A 13,063-nucleotide genomic window follows, 5' to 3' on the forward strand; every position below is an offset into this window, starting at 1 on the left:
AAATTATTGAAATTTTTATTCAATATGTAGATAATGATAAAGAATTTCTTGCATCTATATCCCAAGCTGCTAAAAAAGTTGAATATAGATTTGAGATTATTGGTAAAATAATTCAGGAAGTGCTTTCATGATTCATGCTCTTCGTTTAATTAACTTTAAAAAATTTGAAGACCAGTCGCTTGAATTTCGACCCTTAACACTAATCTCTGGACTTAACAGCACTGGAAAATCTTCTGTACTTCAATCACTACTACTACTACGCCAATCTTATCAACAGGATTTGTTGCCAAAAACTGGCTTGGCACTAAATGGGGAATTAGTAAATATTGGTACAGCACAAGATGCCCTTTATGAGAGTGCGAAAGATAACCATATAAGCTTTGAGATTATCTGGGAAAAGTATGAAGGTATATGGGATTTTAATTACAACCCTGATAAGAAAGAAGAAGATGTTTTAAATGTAATTTCAGAACCAAATAAATCTGAAATTCGTCAATCATATATTTTTAGCAAATATTTTCACTACCTTAGAGCAGAACGAATCGGCCCGCGTTCATTTAATGAAATGTCTGATTATCAAGTCAGAAGACTTAGACAAATTGGTACTCAAGGAGAATATACAGCTCATTTTCTTTATATTTATGGAGATGAAGCAATACCGATAGTAAATCTAAGCTATCCACAAGCAAAATCAATGAATCTAATAGATCAAGTGGAAGCATGGATGAGAGAGGTTAGTCCTGGTATACGTATCAAAATAGAAGCTAACTCAGCGATGGGTTTAGTAACTATAAAATATTTTTATGGAGATAGTAATCTTTATCGTGCAACTAACGTTGGTTTTGGAATTACCTACACTCTATCAATTATTGTAGCTATACTTTCATCTCCTCCTGGTACACTAATCCTAGTTGAAAACCCAGAAGCTCACCTTCATCCTAGAGGACAAGTGAAAATGGGAGAATTATTAGCACTAGCAGCTAGTTGTGATATTCAGGTTGTGATAGAAACTCATAGCGATCATGTTTTAAACGGTATTCGTCTTGCTGTTCATGGTGGTATTATTCCCCCGCATTATGTCCAATTGCATTACTTTCAGCAACAAGAAAAACAAGGACAAGCTTTGACAAAAGTAGTTTCACCGCATATCGATCGGAATGGCAGAATTGATCGATGGCCTGATGGATTTTTTGATGAGTGGGAAAAAAGCTTGGATGTTTTGTTAGAACCTGCGGGAGAGTAGAGTGTGGAGATTAATCTAGTATTAAATGAACTCTCTCTGCAAAATCCTACCTCTGATAAAGAAACAGCACGACAGTGGATGTCGAACTTCATTAACACTGTAAAGGCAGTCAAAGCTCAGGGTGTGAAAGTATATCTTCGTACTAAAGATGACTTTCATACAACTATACTTGCACCTGAATATCCTTTACGTCGTTGGCTTAATGATAAAGAAGTAGATCAAGTTGAACAAGGTTTTATTATAAATCTAGCAACAGGAAGTCCTTTCTCAACTAATATTGCAAATTTAGATATTCAAGATATTGAAAATAATGCTGGCTTGTCTGAATTTTGGCATCAGGGAGAAGCCGCAATTGGACTTGGTATTGCTTATATGCTTGACACATTAGCAATTAGCTTTATATCTAAAGAATGCTGGAACTTTAGCCGCCTAAAACTCGAAGTGAGGCGACTTAATGAAAATGAAGAGGTAATCAATGATATTTTAGACATTCTCCATGCTAGTCGTAGCAATCATGTACAGGAACATGCTGAGTGGATACAAAACCGTATTCGGACTGGAGTTATCGATGGTGAGGATCTTTGGGAACGAAAAGGAGAATTATTTCCTAACCTTGAATTCTGTGATTCTGTCAGTAAACAGTTAAGAAATATCCGTGTTGGACAATTGGAATTACAACCTGTTACCAAAACACTATTGGAGCTTGAAAAATGTTCTAATAAATGGAAAAAAGGGTATTTTAATCTTGATGATTATCCTATTGACGAATCTGGAGAGAGTGAAGCAACTCTGAATAAATACGGTAGTGAAAGAACCTTTCTTTGTCCTGATGAGAAAGAACGTCGATTTGAACGACATGCCAAATTAAAATTTTGCAATTGGCGAATTTACTTTTTTCCAGTAAAACCAGGACAAGTCATTATTGGCTATGTTGGTCGTCATCTTCCTACAGTTAAGTATAAAACTTAACACAACTGCCGCGATCGCCTTTCTCCCTCCTTCCACTGCTAAACTAAAAAACAACCCGTACTCCTGCAAAGGTAACCTTATGACCTCTGCAACCAATCCTGCAACCGACCTCACCCCGTTCCCAGACCATACACAACTTCCTGAGTCTGACGGTACATACCGGATGCATAATTTTGACCTACAGTCAATCGATTTTGGAATTTTGATTTTGGATTGCCAACAACTAGCTCTCCCTGTGTCGGCGAGCATCTATTGAAACAAACCACTCTGGATATAGATAATTTTTAATCTAAAATCTAAAATTGCCACGGTCAACTATTTATTCACCTCTAGCAACTGGGAAGTTTCTAAGCGACTCATCCACTTTGCAAAATAAACTCGATTTGCTTTTTCCTCGGATGGATCTTTTGTATCTAAAGGATAAGGCGCTAGTCCTAAAATTGTTGCTGTGGTTACGCAAAACATCGATTTTTGGAAGGTCATACAAATTTGCACTCGCAAATCATCTTCACCCCGGAGGCTGCGACGATAAATTTCATGCAAGTACTCTGGAAGAAAATGACGCATATCCTGCATCAACAAGGTGGGAGGAATACCAGCACCGCCGATGGGCAAAGGATCGGCGTACAATGCGCCATATTGGAATCGACTCTGATCTGGAGATATTTGATAAGCTTGGGCGTTGTATGAAACTGTACCGTGGAAAGGTGTTCCTCTAAAGAAAACTGCCTCTACATAAGGTATTGCTGTGTCTGCTAAGAAAGTCAAACCAACGTCTTGAGGAATGATGTCATAGAGTTTTTCCTTAATTTTGACGCTGTAGGTAATTGGCTTGGATGCACTTGCCACTAATCCTGCTTTAATATGGTCTACAACTTGAGGAATTGATTTAATTTCGCCATTGTCGTAGCGGTCTGATAAGGTCAAGAAAATATCAGCCATCACTCGCCAAAATTGACCTAAACCAGTGTAATAAGCAGAAAGGCGTAACTGTTCAGTTAAAAAATCTGGAAACAGTTGATTAATACCTAAAATTAAAGGATTATTTTTAAATTTAGCTTTGATTACGGCTTGCGCTCTTTCTTGAAATTCCTGTGTATCTAAATATTCATCTAGACCGCCACCACCGTGCCACATCATGGCTTTCATACAATACTCGGCATATTCAAAATTAATGCGATCGTGCCACCAGTGACGCAGCAATTTTTTAAAAGATACTTCTCCATTAAAGTATTTAAAAAAAGGAAAAAATACTAAAAATTGGTGTTCGGCAATGTAATTTAGATTGATTGAATAAGCATCTAAAACCACGCCATAACTTTTGAGAATACCAACCACTTCCAGCACATTTTGTGGAGTATCGATGAGTAGTGCCTGTCCGCTTTGCAGGCGTTCAATAAACTCAGGTAAAGGTTCGTTTGTAAATTTATTTCTAATAGTTACCACTGCGATTTCTCCATTAAGTATTGGGTATTGGGCATTGGGAATGGGGAAAGGGAAAGGGGTAAGGGGGAAAGGTTAAATTTATCCCTTTACCCTTTACCCTTTAACCTTTTCCCCTGCCCCTTTGCTCCCCATCTCCTCATCTCCTCATCTCCCCACTCCCTACTCCCCACTTCCCATTCTCTTATCCAAGGACACTGTTGCTACTACGTTTTGAGTATTGACCATTGCTGTAACTGTTGGTTCAGTCCAGCGTGCTAACCAAGAAGGTTGTATGCCAAAAATCACAATTAGTAAGGCTAAAATGGCAGCAGGAAGGCGATCGCTCCAATATACACGTGGTAAATTCACAACAGGTGCAGATAAGCGTCCAAAAAAGGCGCGGTTGACAAGTAATAAAAAGTAAACCGCTGTCAAACCAGTACCAATCATGCACAGTAAGGTTTGTACTGGAAAAACTGCAAAACTACCGCGATAAACTACGAATTCGGAAATAAACCCTACCATTCCCGGTATCCCAGCGCTGGCCATAACTCCCACAATCATTAAGCTACCAATTACCGGCATACCGCGTTCTGGGTTCAGTAGTCCTCTGAGAATTTCTAAATCCCGACTACCGGCTTTTTTATAAACAACGCCCACCAGCAAAAACAGCATTGCCGAAATCAAGCCGTGGCTAATCATTTGCATAACAGCACCCAGTACACTTAAAGGTGTCGCCGCCGCCGCCGCTATCAAAACGTAGCCCATGTGTCCAATGGAACTGTACGCCACCATTTTTTTCATATCTGTTTGGGCGATGGCACAGGATGAACCATACAATACACTGACTGCGGCCCAAACTGCTAACCAAGGAGCCAGATAACCCCAGGCTTCTGGTAACAAGTTCATACCAAATCGCAGTAAGCCGTAAGTTCCCAACTTCAACAGTACCCCAGCTAACAGCACGGAAATCGGTGTGGAAGCTTCAACGTGAGCATCTGGTAACCAAGTATGGAAGGGAACTAAGGGAATTTTAATCCCAAAACCTACCAAAATTCCCACTAACAGTAAAACTTGGGTTGCTAAAGGTAGAGTTTTCGGGTTCAAGGTTGCTAGCGCAAAGCTAGAGGAACCACTCAGCCAAACTATCCCCAGGAAACTTGCTAAAATCAAGATTCCGGAAACAGCAGTATAAATCAGGAATTTTGTTGCTGCATAGCCCCTTCTTGCACCACCCCAAATTGCTATTAACAAATATAGGGGAATCAGTTCCAGTTCGTAAAACAGGAAAAATAGCAGTAAATCCTGTGCTAAAAAAGCTCCAGTGACGCCGACACTTAGCAGTAGTATCAAAGAGTAATACAATTTGGGACGTGCAAGGGATTCATCACTACTATAGATGGCGATGGAAGTCAACAGGGCATTCAAAACCAGCAATACCAAAGATAAACCATCTACTCCCAGGCTATAGTTCAAGCCTAAGGCATCTATCCAAGGAACTGACTCAGCAAACTGTTGACTGACTTCTCCAAGACGGAACTGAATTGTGAGTACAATTGTCAAAAAGAAAGCGATAATCGCAAATACCAAAGCCACCCCACGGGCAAGTTTCCCACTAATGCCAGAGGGCCAGAAACCAATTAAAGCTGCGCCAATCAAAGGCACTAAAATTAAAGCACTAAGCATACATTTGAGCTAACGGGGGATGAGGGAGATAAGGGGGACAAGGAAGCAGGGGGAGCAGAGGAAGAAATGCCCAATGCCCAATGCCCAATGCCCAATGCCCAATGCCCAATGACTAATAAACACGCTGTTTGAGTTTTGCTGATATGGGTATGAAGGTTTTGGCTGTTTTGGGTGGTAGTATTTGTGAGCGATCGCAGGCTTGCAAGATTTTAAAAGCCGCCTCTCTAACCACAACTTCCTCTTCACGACTCAGTAGAAGTTGCAAGCATTCCACTACATCTTGCTGCACTGAAGTATCAACTCGCTTACGAACAATCAATTTAGTTAGTTGACGCAGAGCTATTAACCGCTTTAATGGATCTTTTTCTGTTAAGTTGACTAACAATTGTTCGAGGTGGTCTTCTTCTCGATTTCCATAAAAGTTGACAATTTGCCATACTAATAAAATTAAAGTTAGCAGGGTTCCTACACCTTGGGCGATGGCACCAGCCGCAATCCATCGGCTATGAGAATCAACCCAAATTGCAGCAGCCATGTAAGTACTAACAGTAGCAATACCACCACTGAGAACTGCTAAGACTAACCGACGGTTTGGACTATTTAAGAATTCGCGTATTTTAGACCAGCGTAATTGCCAGTCCCACTCTTGCATTGAGTAAACTAATACCATTACCCCAACGCCGATTAACAGAGCTAATAGGAGTTTCCAGTTCCACAACAGCATGGCAATGATGATGGTCAGGAACCCTAGAAAGCCTCCAGGCCCGGAGTAGCGTTTAAAAGTTTGTTGTTTTGAGCTTCCTCCTATCTTGAACTTTGGAAGCGACCAGTTGGGAAGCTGCTCGATCAATTGCTGCCAAGAAGACGAAGCCTGTGCCACGGTGTTTACCTACTTGAATACGAGATTACCTTTTGTAAAAGTTTGATTAGATACGAAAACTCAAGGAGCGTCCACAATTGGTAAAAATACTGGGAGATGATAAATCACATCCTAGTTTCTACCCTTGGGGAGATCCATGAACAATATACTCTAAAAGAATACCCGGACTCGGACGAGTAAGCTTAATTTTTCTAGTGAGTTTTTAACGTTTCTAGTTTAGAAACAAAAACGAAAGTCATCAAGGACAAATTGACCGTCAAAAGCACAGAAAGTAACTGTGTAGATGTTATTCGCACTGATGGATAATAATGTATTCGGGGAAATTGCTGAGTCAGAATCGGCTAGATTACCGCTCGGTAGTGCGGTTTGTCCAAGGAGTTGCCTATGGCCATCGTAAGCCGAAAGTACTAGCCGTTGGGAACTTGTCACAAAGGCGCTAACCGAGTTCACAGGATGCAAGAAAGTAGCTTCTAAAAATCCGCTTTTGGGCGCTCCCATTAGGACTGTCAGTCCCGAATAACTGGGAAATGCAGGATTTGATGGCTGTATTGCTAGAGAATTACGAAAAATTACTCCCCAGCGTTCATACTGGGACTCTACTACTTCAAAACACTTCAAGTCTTCAAAGTCTAAACAAATACAAGTAGGTATACTGAGTTTGGCAAGGTCAATGGGTGGCTCCACGCGATCGCGCCAGGATGAAGCTGTAATTTGGTGTTGTATATTAAGATTGTCAAGCGCAAATTTAGGGTCTTCAATCCTTGGTGCTTTATTTGATTGAAGAGTAGCCTGTTTTACCATGACATTCCGCCTTACCATTACGTAGAAAATAATCAGATTAGTAATATATCAAAAGCTATTCTTTTTAGATGCACAACTAAAATTAACAGCCCATCAAAGCCAGCATTTTCGCTATTTTTGAAGCTCAAAATTATTTATCAGTTTTTTCATAGAGTATCATAAACAACCATTTAATTTTTATGTAGTAAATCATACTTGTTATACTGATGACCTAATAAATGCAGTAATTACAAGGTTAGTTTGTTTTTATCTATGAAAAAATAAACACCAAATCTTTACAACTACTTCAGTAGTTTTACATCTGCTTAATCTGACGCTGGTCAGAAGTCTTCAAGTAATTGCTTCATTGATAATAAAGATAATTCCTTTGCCTGTGCCTGTATCTCTCCTGTTATCTGTGTTAATCAATCATTAGAGTGAAGAAAAATATTTATGTTTCAACCGATAGGATTTGAACAACGCTCTGTAATTACCTCATTAGGTAAGATGGTGTATTATACCGCTGCTGGGACACCCTGGTACAACGACGCCACTGTCAAAGACGACCGAGAAACTTTGGTATTTTTGCACGGCTTTGGTGGTGGATCTTCTGCTTATGAGTGGTCGAAAGTTTATCCGGCTTTTGCTGCTGAATATCGGGTTATTGCACCAGATTTAATTGGTTGGGGAAAATCTGAGCATCCCGCACTTAGTTATAAAATTGACGATTATTTGACAAGTATTCGGGAGTTTTTGCAGCAAACTTGTAGTGGCCCGGTAACAACCATTGCTTCATCTTTGACCGCAGCCTTTACAATTAGAGTAGCGATCGCTCATCCCGAATTATTTAAGTCTTTAATTCTCACTACCCCCGCCGGACTTTCGGATTTTGGCGAAGACTATTCCCGCAGCTTTTTTGCTCAGTTAATTAGTGTTCCTATTATTGACCGCCTGCTATACAGTACTGGAGTTGCTACCAGTGGCGGTATTCGCAGTTTCTTAGAGCAACGACAATTCGCTCAGCCCAACCGCATCTACCAAGAAATTGTAGATGCTTATCTAGAATCTGCCCAACAGCCGAATGCTGAGTATGCAGCACTATCATTTGTACGTGGGGATTTGTGCTTTGATTTATCCCTTTATATTCAACAATTGACCACTCCTACAGCGATTATTTGGGGACAAAAATCCCAATTTACAGGCCCTGGAATTGGTCGCCGCCTTGCCGAAATGAATCCCCAAGCAATCCGGTTTTTTCAACAATTGGAAGACGTGGGTTTAACGCCGCAGTTAGAATTACCAGCAGTCACAATTGGTTTGATTCGCCAATTTTTGTCTTTGCTCAATTAACGTATCAGAAGTCAGAATTCAGAATTTAGCGTATGACTTGAAAACGCAACTTCTTTGAATGCATTAATTTTTTCACTTCTGAATTCTGAATTCTGAATTCTGAATTCTTAAAAAAGACTACTTGTCTTTGATTCTGATATCAATGACAGTAGCATTAAAATTGTAGTTAAAACCTTCTAACTCAAAGGGCATTCCAATTTTGACTTTACTGTTACCAAGAACAGGCCCGCTTGTAGTGACTTGAGCTTTACCATCTAGAGTTAAGAGAAAATCTGTACTAAAATTATTGGTTTTTGGATCTGGCAATTCTTTGACAGTTCCATCAGGTTGGAAAACATTAACTGTTCTTGGTAGCTGTTGAATTGATTTAATCTCAATCTGTCCATAAGGTTGGTTGCGGATAATCACATTAGTTTTACCGCCTTTTTGGAATCCGTTATTGAACAATTGTTCCGGATCGCGCACATTTAAACCACGAACTACTAAATCTACTTCTATGGGTACTGTTTTGGAACCAACTTGAGCAACAGAACCAGAAGTGCCAGGAAAGATAAAGATGCCAAATATAACTAGCAGAATTACCAACGCAGCACCTAAATCGAGGAGGTTAATTTTGCCAAACAAACGACCTTTTGAATCTAAAATAGCCATAAAAAGTTTTCCCAGGTAATAGCGAAGTAATTGATTGTAGCAAGATTCTTTTTGACGGAAACAGTAATTTTATCTATTTGCTAATAACTCCAATGGGCTGGTGGACAGTTTATCACGAGTTTGTCAGTTTAGAACTGCGGCTGGTAACTCAAAAATTTTTACTGATTGGAACTAATACACCAAAAAAATCAAATCTCATCTTTAGGAAATTGCAAGTAAAAAATGTTCCATTACTACTGTTAACTGTTGACCATTCACAGTTAACAAATAACAGTCAACCACCTGAAGCAGAAGAATTTCTTTTTTGGATTTCCCTTAAGCCTATCTCTAGAGGGAATCGTTAGTTGTGTCAACTTCGGTATATTTGCGTAAGTATTAGTTGTATAACAATCGGTTTAGTTTTGAACTAATAATGCAACTTAGAATACTCTAAATTCGTCTCATAATTTGTCTTATCATTTTACGTTCTCTCGAAATTATCTTCAGTGCAGATTATGTTGAACTGGAAAGGTTTTGTTGTAAACTACCGCACGTGGCGGCGTCGCTGGTTTTATCCACTAATTTCGGTGGTAGTGGCTTTGAGCCTGTGCCTGGGTACAGCCTTGCCTGGAAGAACTTTAGAATTCTTGCCTCTAATATTGCAAGGAGTCCAGGTACTTCAGCTTTCTAATATATCCGATCGCCAGGAAACTGATATTGGCAAACAGATTAATCAGGAAATAATAGGGAGTCAAGTCCGACTTTACAAGAATGCTGGAGTTAATAGCTATGTAGAACAAATTGGCCGGCGCTTAGCGGCTAATAGCGATCGCCCCAATCTTAGCTATACTTTCCAAGTAGTTGAAGATAATGCCATTAATGCCTTTGCCACTTTGGGAGGCTATGTATATGTACACACGGGTTTGCTCAAAGCCGCAGATAATGAAGCAGAACTAGCAAGTGTCATCGCCCATGAAATTGGTCACATTGGTGGAAAACACTTGGTGAAACAGATGCGCCAAAGAGCCATCGCTAGCGGTTTAGCAACCGCAACTGGTTTAGACCGCAACACCGCCATCAATATTGGTGTAGAACTTGCCTTAAATCGTCCCCGCAGTCGTCAAGATGAATATGACGCTGACAAAAGAGGATTAAAAACTTTGACACGGGCTGGTTATGCCCAGTCTGCTATGGTTTCTTTTATGCAAAAACTTTTGAAACAAGGTGGTTCTGTGCCCACATTTTTGAGTACCCACCCCGGAACCAGCGATCGCATTGCCAACCTCAAACGTGCAATCGAGTCCCAACCTAGTAATGGAACTTACGGATTAGACAGTGCTAGTTATAGAGCCAATATTCGACCATTAGCTTAGCCTTGACGGTATTGGGAGTGTTGATTGGTGAGTGTTGACTGTTGAGTGTTGACTGGTGACTGGTGACTGAGAAATTATTCTCCTTGTCTCCCTTGTCTCCCCATCTCCCCCATCTCCCCCATCTCCCTCATCTCTAATCCCGACGATTAACTCTGATTTTAGCGGGGTCAATTGCGATCGCTGCATCTTGTAAGGGCAGGGCACGCAGATAATTTCTAAAAATGTTAACTTGATATACTAAATTGTTTGTAATATCTAGTCCAGTCAACCATCCACTCCGGGGATGATAGGCACCAGTATCTATGTCTAGCCATCCCTGTCCTTGCGCCAGTTGACCAGGTGAAACACCCGGTAGAGTAAAGGTAATGGTGTGACCAATGATAATTTGCTTATCAGGAAAGTAAGGCTTGGGAATGCTGTGAAATTCTTCTCGTATCCAGCACAGCTGCTCGGCTGTTTGTTCTATCACTGGCTTAGAAGGGTCAACTCCTGCATGAGTTAACCAAATATCCCCCAAGTCCATATATGTAGGTAAAGATTTAAACCAGTCTAAATGGTCATCTGGAATTGTAGCTTCGTGGTAACTGGCTACTGTAGCTTGCCCTCCACTATATAGCCATGCTTGCATCCTGGGAGAAAAAGCTTTTTCTTCAGTGAGAATGCTTAATAACATCTGCTCGTGATTACCCAGCAGACACGGGTAGTTATTTCGTTTGACAAAATTAACTACTTGTGCGCTATGAGGGCCGCGATCGATTAAGTCTCCCAGAAAATAGACTCGATCATCTGATGTGGGGGCGATGGCCTCCAACAATATCATCAAACCTTCATAGTGACCATGTACATCCCCAATTACAATTCGTCTGGGGTTAGTTTCGCTCATTGTCTCTTGACTACAATAATTTAGAATGTTAGTTCATACTCTGCTACAGTTTAAGCTGTCTTCTTTCCGCAATAACGGGTGAAAATACTGGATAACCTTTATTGTAATTTAAAGTTTAATTTTAATTTAATTATTATTCCAGTCACGAATAGGTTTAATTGGCATCGCAATATAGTATGGTCTATGATTTTTGTGACAATTTAAAAATCAGTAAATTTAATCTCAGTTGTTAGCGTAGAATCGAAGGCCTTGCTGTATAACTAAATTTTTATTTGGCAATGTCTAACAATTTTTCTGCTGAAGTTAGTTCGCGTATCTGTAACCACATGAACGAGGATCATGCTGATGCTGTGGTTCTTTATGCTAAGGCTTTTGGTGGCATCACTGATGCAATCACAGCGCAAATGCTGTCAATTGATGCAGATGGTATGGATTTAACAGCGCAAGTAAATGGAGAAAATGTGCCAGTTCGTATTCCATTCGACCATGTTTTAGCAGATTCGGAAGATGCTCATCAAACTTTGATTGCAATGGTCAAGCAAGCGCGGGTGAAATCAAAGTAGCAAAAAATAGCGGTAATCTTCTTTTCTTTCTCTGTCAGGACTTACGCAAGTGTCACAAAAAATCAATTTTTTTGCTTGTAGTAAGGACTGAAGTCCTTATTAGAGGACTAAAGTCCTTACTACAAACTTAAAATAATATGCTTTTCTCCTATCTTCCTTATCTTTCTTCACATACTTAAACTTGATTAATCGCTAACTAGCACAATTCTAGGTAAAGATAGGGCTTGATTTTCACCGAAATCGCCAGAGGTAATTTTTTCTGCTCCTATTTGTTGCAATGTCTTCAACAATGCTACGCTTTGACTTAATAGCTCATCTACATCAATACCACCGTAACTAGATGGGTAACGCCGCAGGCGATTGCTGCCTTCTCCCAGCAGGATTACCGCACCTCGCCAGTTACGATTTTCTAGATGATACAGTGCCACAGCAATTTGCAGAATACCTTGATAAAAGGTTTTTTCCGGTTCGCTGGCTTCAATCCATAGAGCCTCTAAAGTGTCATGGCAGGCGTAAAACTGGCCACAATTGAATTGTTCTATGCCTTGCCAAAACTCTTGGGGGATGGTTTCGCTCATCCCATGCTATCTCGCACTTCTTTAATTGTTTCCAGAGAGATTTCTTGCTTGTCTCCAGCAAACTCATTGTCAGGTGTGAGGAATAACATACAGTGACATTCTTTGCGTTCTCTCATTGGTACGCAGGGGCAGTTCCAATATGTGGCGTGAACCTCAGCTTCTTTATCTTCGTAATGGCGACAAGGACATAAAGGCGAACCAAGTTCATCTTTATGTTTGGCTAGTCCTTCAATCACCACTGCGGTAACAGAAGGTTCAGAACAGAAGTATGTTCCAGTACGCTTGGCGTATTGTTCAGAAAAATGCCGCATTGCCTCAAGGCTTTTATCGCTGGATTTTGTGTTAACTTCTGATGTGATCATGTGGATCGGGCACTCATAATTTAAATATTTCTTTGCATTGTACCTCAGCCGCAGTGGGGGATTACTGGGTGTATTTCCCCAACCTTATTTGCTTATGCTGTTTTATATATGCACAAAGGCTGATATATCTGGCGTGCAGACAATCTAGCAAATCAGAGAAGCTTAGCTGGCGGGGGGAGGTGGGGAGATGAGGCAATACTGCTCGCTTTGTGCATTTTCAACTCGGAATTTGGTTTTGGGAAAAGGTGAGCCAGCGCGGTCTTGGGGGTTTCCCCCATGAGCGACTGGCGAACCCCGAAGGGGTTAAAGGGTAAAGGGTAAAGGTTTTTTCTTTCCCCTTT

14 protein-coding genes and 1 pseudogene are annotated in these 13,063 nt (G+C 40.5%); 7 read left to right on the top strand and 8 right to left on the bottom strand.

Annotated elements, in window-relative coordinates:
- The first annotated feature begins 127 nt into the window (after positions 1–127).
- From GNE10_RS22365 to GNE10_RS36560, 3 genes and pseudogenes are all read left to right on the top strand, one after another.
- The gene (locus GNE10_RS22365) at positions 128–1,243 is read left to right on the top strand and encodes a DUF3696 domain-containing protein (RefSeq protein ID WP_185567050.1); all 1,116 of its coding nucleotides are present in this window, start codon (positions 128–130) and stop codon (positions 1,241–1,243) included.
- A 3-nt stretch (positions 1,244–1,246) separates the two neighbouring features.
- Entirely contained in the window at positions 1,247–2,212 is a 966-nt protein-coding gene (locus tag GNE10_RS22370; RefSeq protein ID WP_185567051.1) for a hypothetical protein, read from the top strand.
- Between the two features lie 79 nt (positions 2,213–2,291).
- Positions 2,292–2,372, top strand: a pseudogene (locus GNE10_RS36560) (Uma2 family endonuclease); the annotation flags it as partial.
- A 155-nt stretch (positions 2,373–2,527) separates the two neighbouring features.
- On the opposite strand, the gene GNE10_RS22380 reads toward GNE10_RS36560, so the two are convergent.
- The 4 genes from GNE10_RS22380 to GNE10_RS22395 all read right to left on the bottom strand — a co-directional run bounded on the left by GNE10_RS22380 (position 2,528) and on the right by GNE10_RS22395 (position 7,004).
- Positions 2,528–3,658, bottom strand: a complete 1,131-nt coding sequence (locus tag GNE10_RS22380) for a CO2 hydration protein (protein WP_185567052.1) — start codon at positions 3,656–3,658, stop codon at positions 2,528–2,530.
- A gap of 159 nt (positions 3,659–3,817) precedes the next feature.
- The gene (locus GNE10_RS22385) at positions 3,818–5,323 is read right to left on the bottom strand and encodes an NADH-quinone oxidoreductase subunit M (RefSeq protein WP_185567053.1); all 1,506 of its coding nucleotides are present in this window, start codon (positions 5,321–5,323) and stop codon (positions 3,818–3,820) included.
- A 112-nt stretch (positions 5,324–5,435) separates the two neighbouring features.
- Positions 5,436–6,203, bottom strand: a complete 768-nt coding sequence (locus GNE10_RS22390) for an armadillo-type fold-containing protein (protein ID WP_185567054.1) — start codon at positions 6,201–6,203, stop codon at positions 5,436–5,438.
- A gap of 216 nt (positions 6,204–6,419) precedes the next feature.
- The gene (locus GNE10_RS22395) at positions 6,420–7,004 is read right to left on the bottom strand and encodes a hypothetical protein (RefSeq protein WP_185567055.1); all 585 of its coding nucleotides are present in this window, start codon (positions 7,002–7,004) and stop codon (positions 6,420–6,422) included.
- 432 nt (positions 7,005–7,436) lie between these two features.
- Here GNE10_RS22395 and GNE10_RS22400 point away from each other — a divergent pair, with 432 nt between their 5' ends.
- Positions 7,437–8,333, top strand: a complete 897-nt coding sequence (locus GNE10_RS22400) for an alpha/beta fold hydrolase (protein ID WP_099070967.1) — start codon at positions 7,437–7,439, stop codon at positions 8,331–8,333.
- 117 nt (positions 8,334–8,450) lie between these two features.
- Here GNE10_RS22400 and GNE10_RS22405 read toward each other — a convergent pair whose 3' ends face one another.
- On the bottom strand, positions 8,451–8,984 hold the full coding sequence (locus tag GNE10_RS22405; protein ID WP_099070968.1) for a DUF4330 domain-containing protein: 534 nt from the start codon (positions 8,982–8,984) through the stop codon (positions 8,451–8,453).
- A gap of 77 nt (positions 8,985–9,061) precedes the next feature.
- Here GNE10_RS22405 and GNE10_RS22410 point away from each other — a divergent pair, with 77 nt between their 5' ends.
- Together GNE10_RS22410 and GNE10_RS22415 are read left to right on the top strand one after the other, a co-directional pair.
- Entirely contained in the window at positions 9,062–9,328 is a 267-nt protein-coding gene (locus tag GNE10_RS22410; protein ID WP_185567056.1) for a hypothetical protein, read from the top strand.
- 150 nt (positions 9,329–9,478) lie between these two features.
- Positions 9,479–10,336 carry a M48 family metallopeptidase gene (locus tag GNE10_RS22415; RefSeq protein WP_099070970.1) on the top strand — a complete coding sequence of 286 codons (858 nt, stop codon included), beginning with the start codon at positions 9,479–9,481 and terminating at the stop codon, positions 10,334–10,336.
- A gap of 133 nt (positions 10,337–10,469) precedes the next feature.
- Here the strand turns inward: GNE10_RS22415 and GNE10_RS22420 are convergent, their stop codons facing one another.
- A complete protein-coding gene (locus tag GNE10_RS22420) occupies positions 10,470–11,219 on the bottom strand; it encodes a metallophosphoesterase family protein (protein WP_185567057.1) in 750 nt (249 codons plus the stop codon).
- A 278-nt stretch (positions 11,220–11,497) separates the two neighbouring features.
- Between GNE10_RS22420 and GNE10_RS22425 the strand changes: the two genes are divergently transcribed.
- The gene (locus GNE10_RS22425) at positions 11,498–11,782 is read left to right on the top strand and encodes a DUF2470 domain-containing protein (RefSeq protein WP_185567058.1); all 285 of its coding nucleotides are present in this window, start codon (positions 11,498–11,500) and stop codon (positions 11,780–11,782) included.
- Positions 11,783–11,967: 185 nt separating this feature from the next.
- On the opposite strand, the gene GNE10_RS22430 is transcribed toward GNE10_RS22425, so the two are convergent.
- Complete coding sequence (locus GNE10_RS22430; protein ID WP_185567059.1) at positions 11,968–12,360, bottom strand: DUF309 domain-containing protein; 393 nt, start codon at positions 12,358–12,360, stop codon at positions 11,968–11,970.
- Entirely contained in the window at positions 12,357–12,722 is a 366-nt protein-coding gene (locus GNE10_RS22435; RefSeq protein ID WP_099070974.1) for a ferredoxin thioredoxin reductase catalytic beta subunit, read from the bottom strand. Before GNE10_RS22435 ends, GNE10_RS22430 begins: the two co-directional genes overlap by 4 nt.
- Positions 12,723–13,063: the final 341 nt, after the last annotated feature.

The organism is Nostoc sp. 2RC, from assembly GCF_014222165.1.
In the GTDB taxonomy this organism is placed as follows: domain Bacteria; phylum Cyanobacteriota; class Cyanobacteriia; order Cyanobacteriales; family Nostocaceae; genus Nostoc; species Nostoc linckia.

Bases quoted from the DNA above. Each gene is read 5' to 3' on its own strand.
- GNE10_RS22435 (WP_099070974.1), bottom strand. From the start codon at position 12,722: ATGATCACATCAGAAGTTAACACAAAATCCAGCGATAAAAGCCTTGAG.
- GNE10_RS22365 (WP_185567050.1), top strand. From the start codon at position 128: ATGATTCATGCTCTTCGTTTAATTAACTTTAAAAAATTTGAAGACCAG.
- GNE10_RS22430 (WP_185567059.1), bottom strand. From the start codon at position 12,360: ATGAGCGAAACCATCCCCCAAGAGTTTTGGCAAGGCATAGAACAATTC.
- GNE10_RS22395 (WP_185567055.1), bottom strand. From the start codon at position 7,004: ATGGTAAAACAGGCTACTCTTCAATCAAATAAAGCACCAAGGATTGAA.
- GNE10_RS22425 (WP_185567058.1), top strand. From the start codon at position 11,498: ATGTCTAACAATTTTTCTGCTGAAGTTAGTTCGCGTATCTGTAACCAC.
- GNE10_RS22400 (WP_099070967.1), top strand. From the start codon at position 7,437: ATGTTTCAACCGATAGGATTTGAACAACGCTCTGTAATTACCTCATTA.
- GNE10_RS22405 (WP_099070968.1), bottom strand. From the start codon at position 8,984: ATGGCTATTTTAGATTCAAAAGGTCGTTTGTTTGGCAAAATTAACCTC.
- GNE10_RS22420 (WP_185567057.1), bottom strand. From the start codon at position 11,219: ATGAGCGAAACTAACCCCAGACGAATTGTAATTGGGGATGTACATGGT.
- GNE10_RS22415 (WP_099070970.1), top strand. From the start codon at position 9,479: ATGTTGAACTGGAAAGGTTTTGTTGTAAACTACCGCACGTGGCGGCGT.
- GNE10_RS22385 (WP_185567053.1), bottom strand. From the start codon at position 5,323: ATGCTTAGTGCTTTAATTTTAGTGCCTTTGATTGGCGCAGCTTTAATT.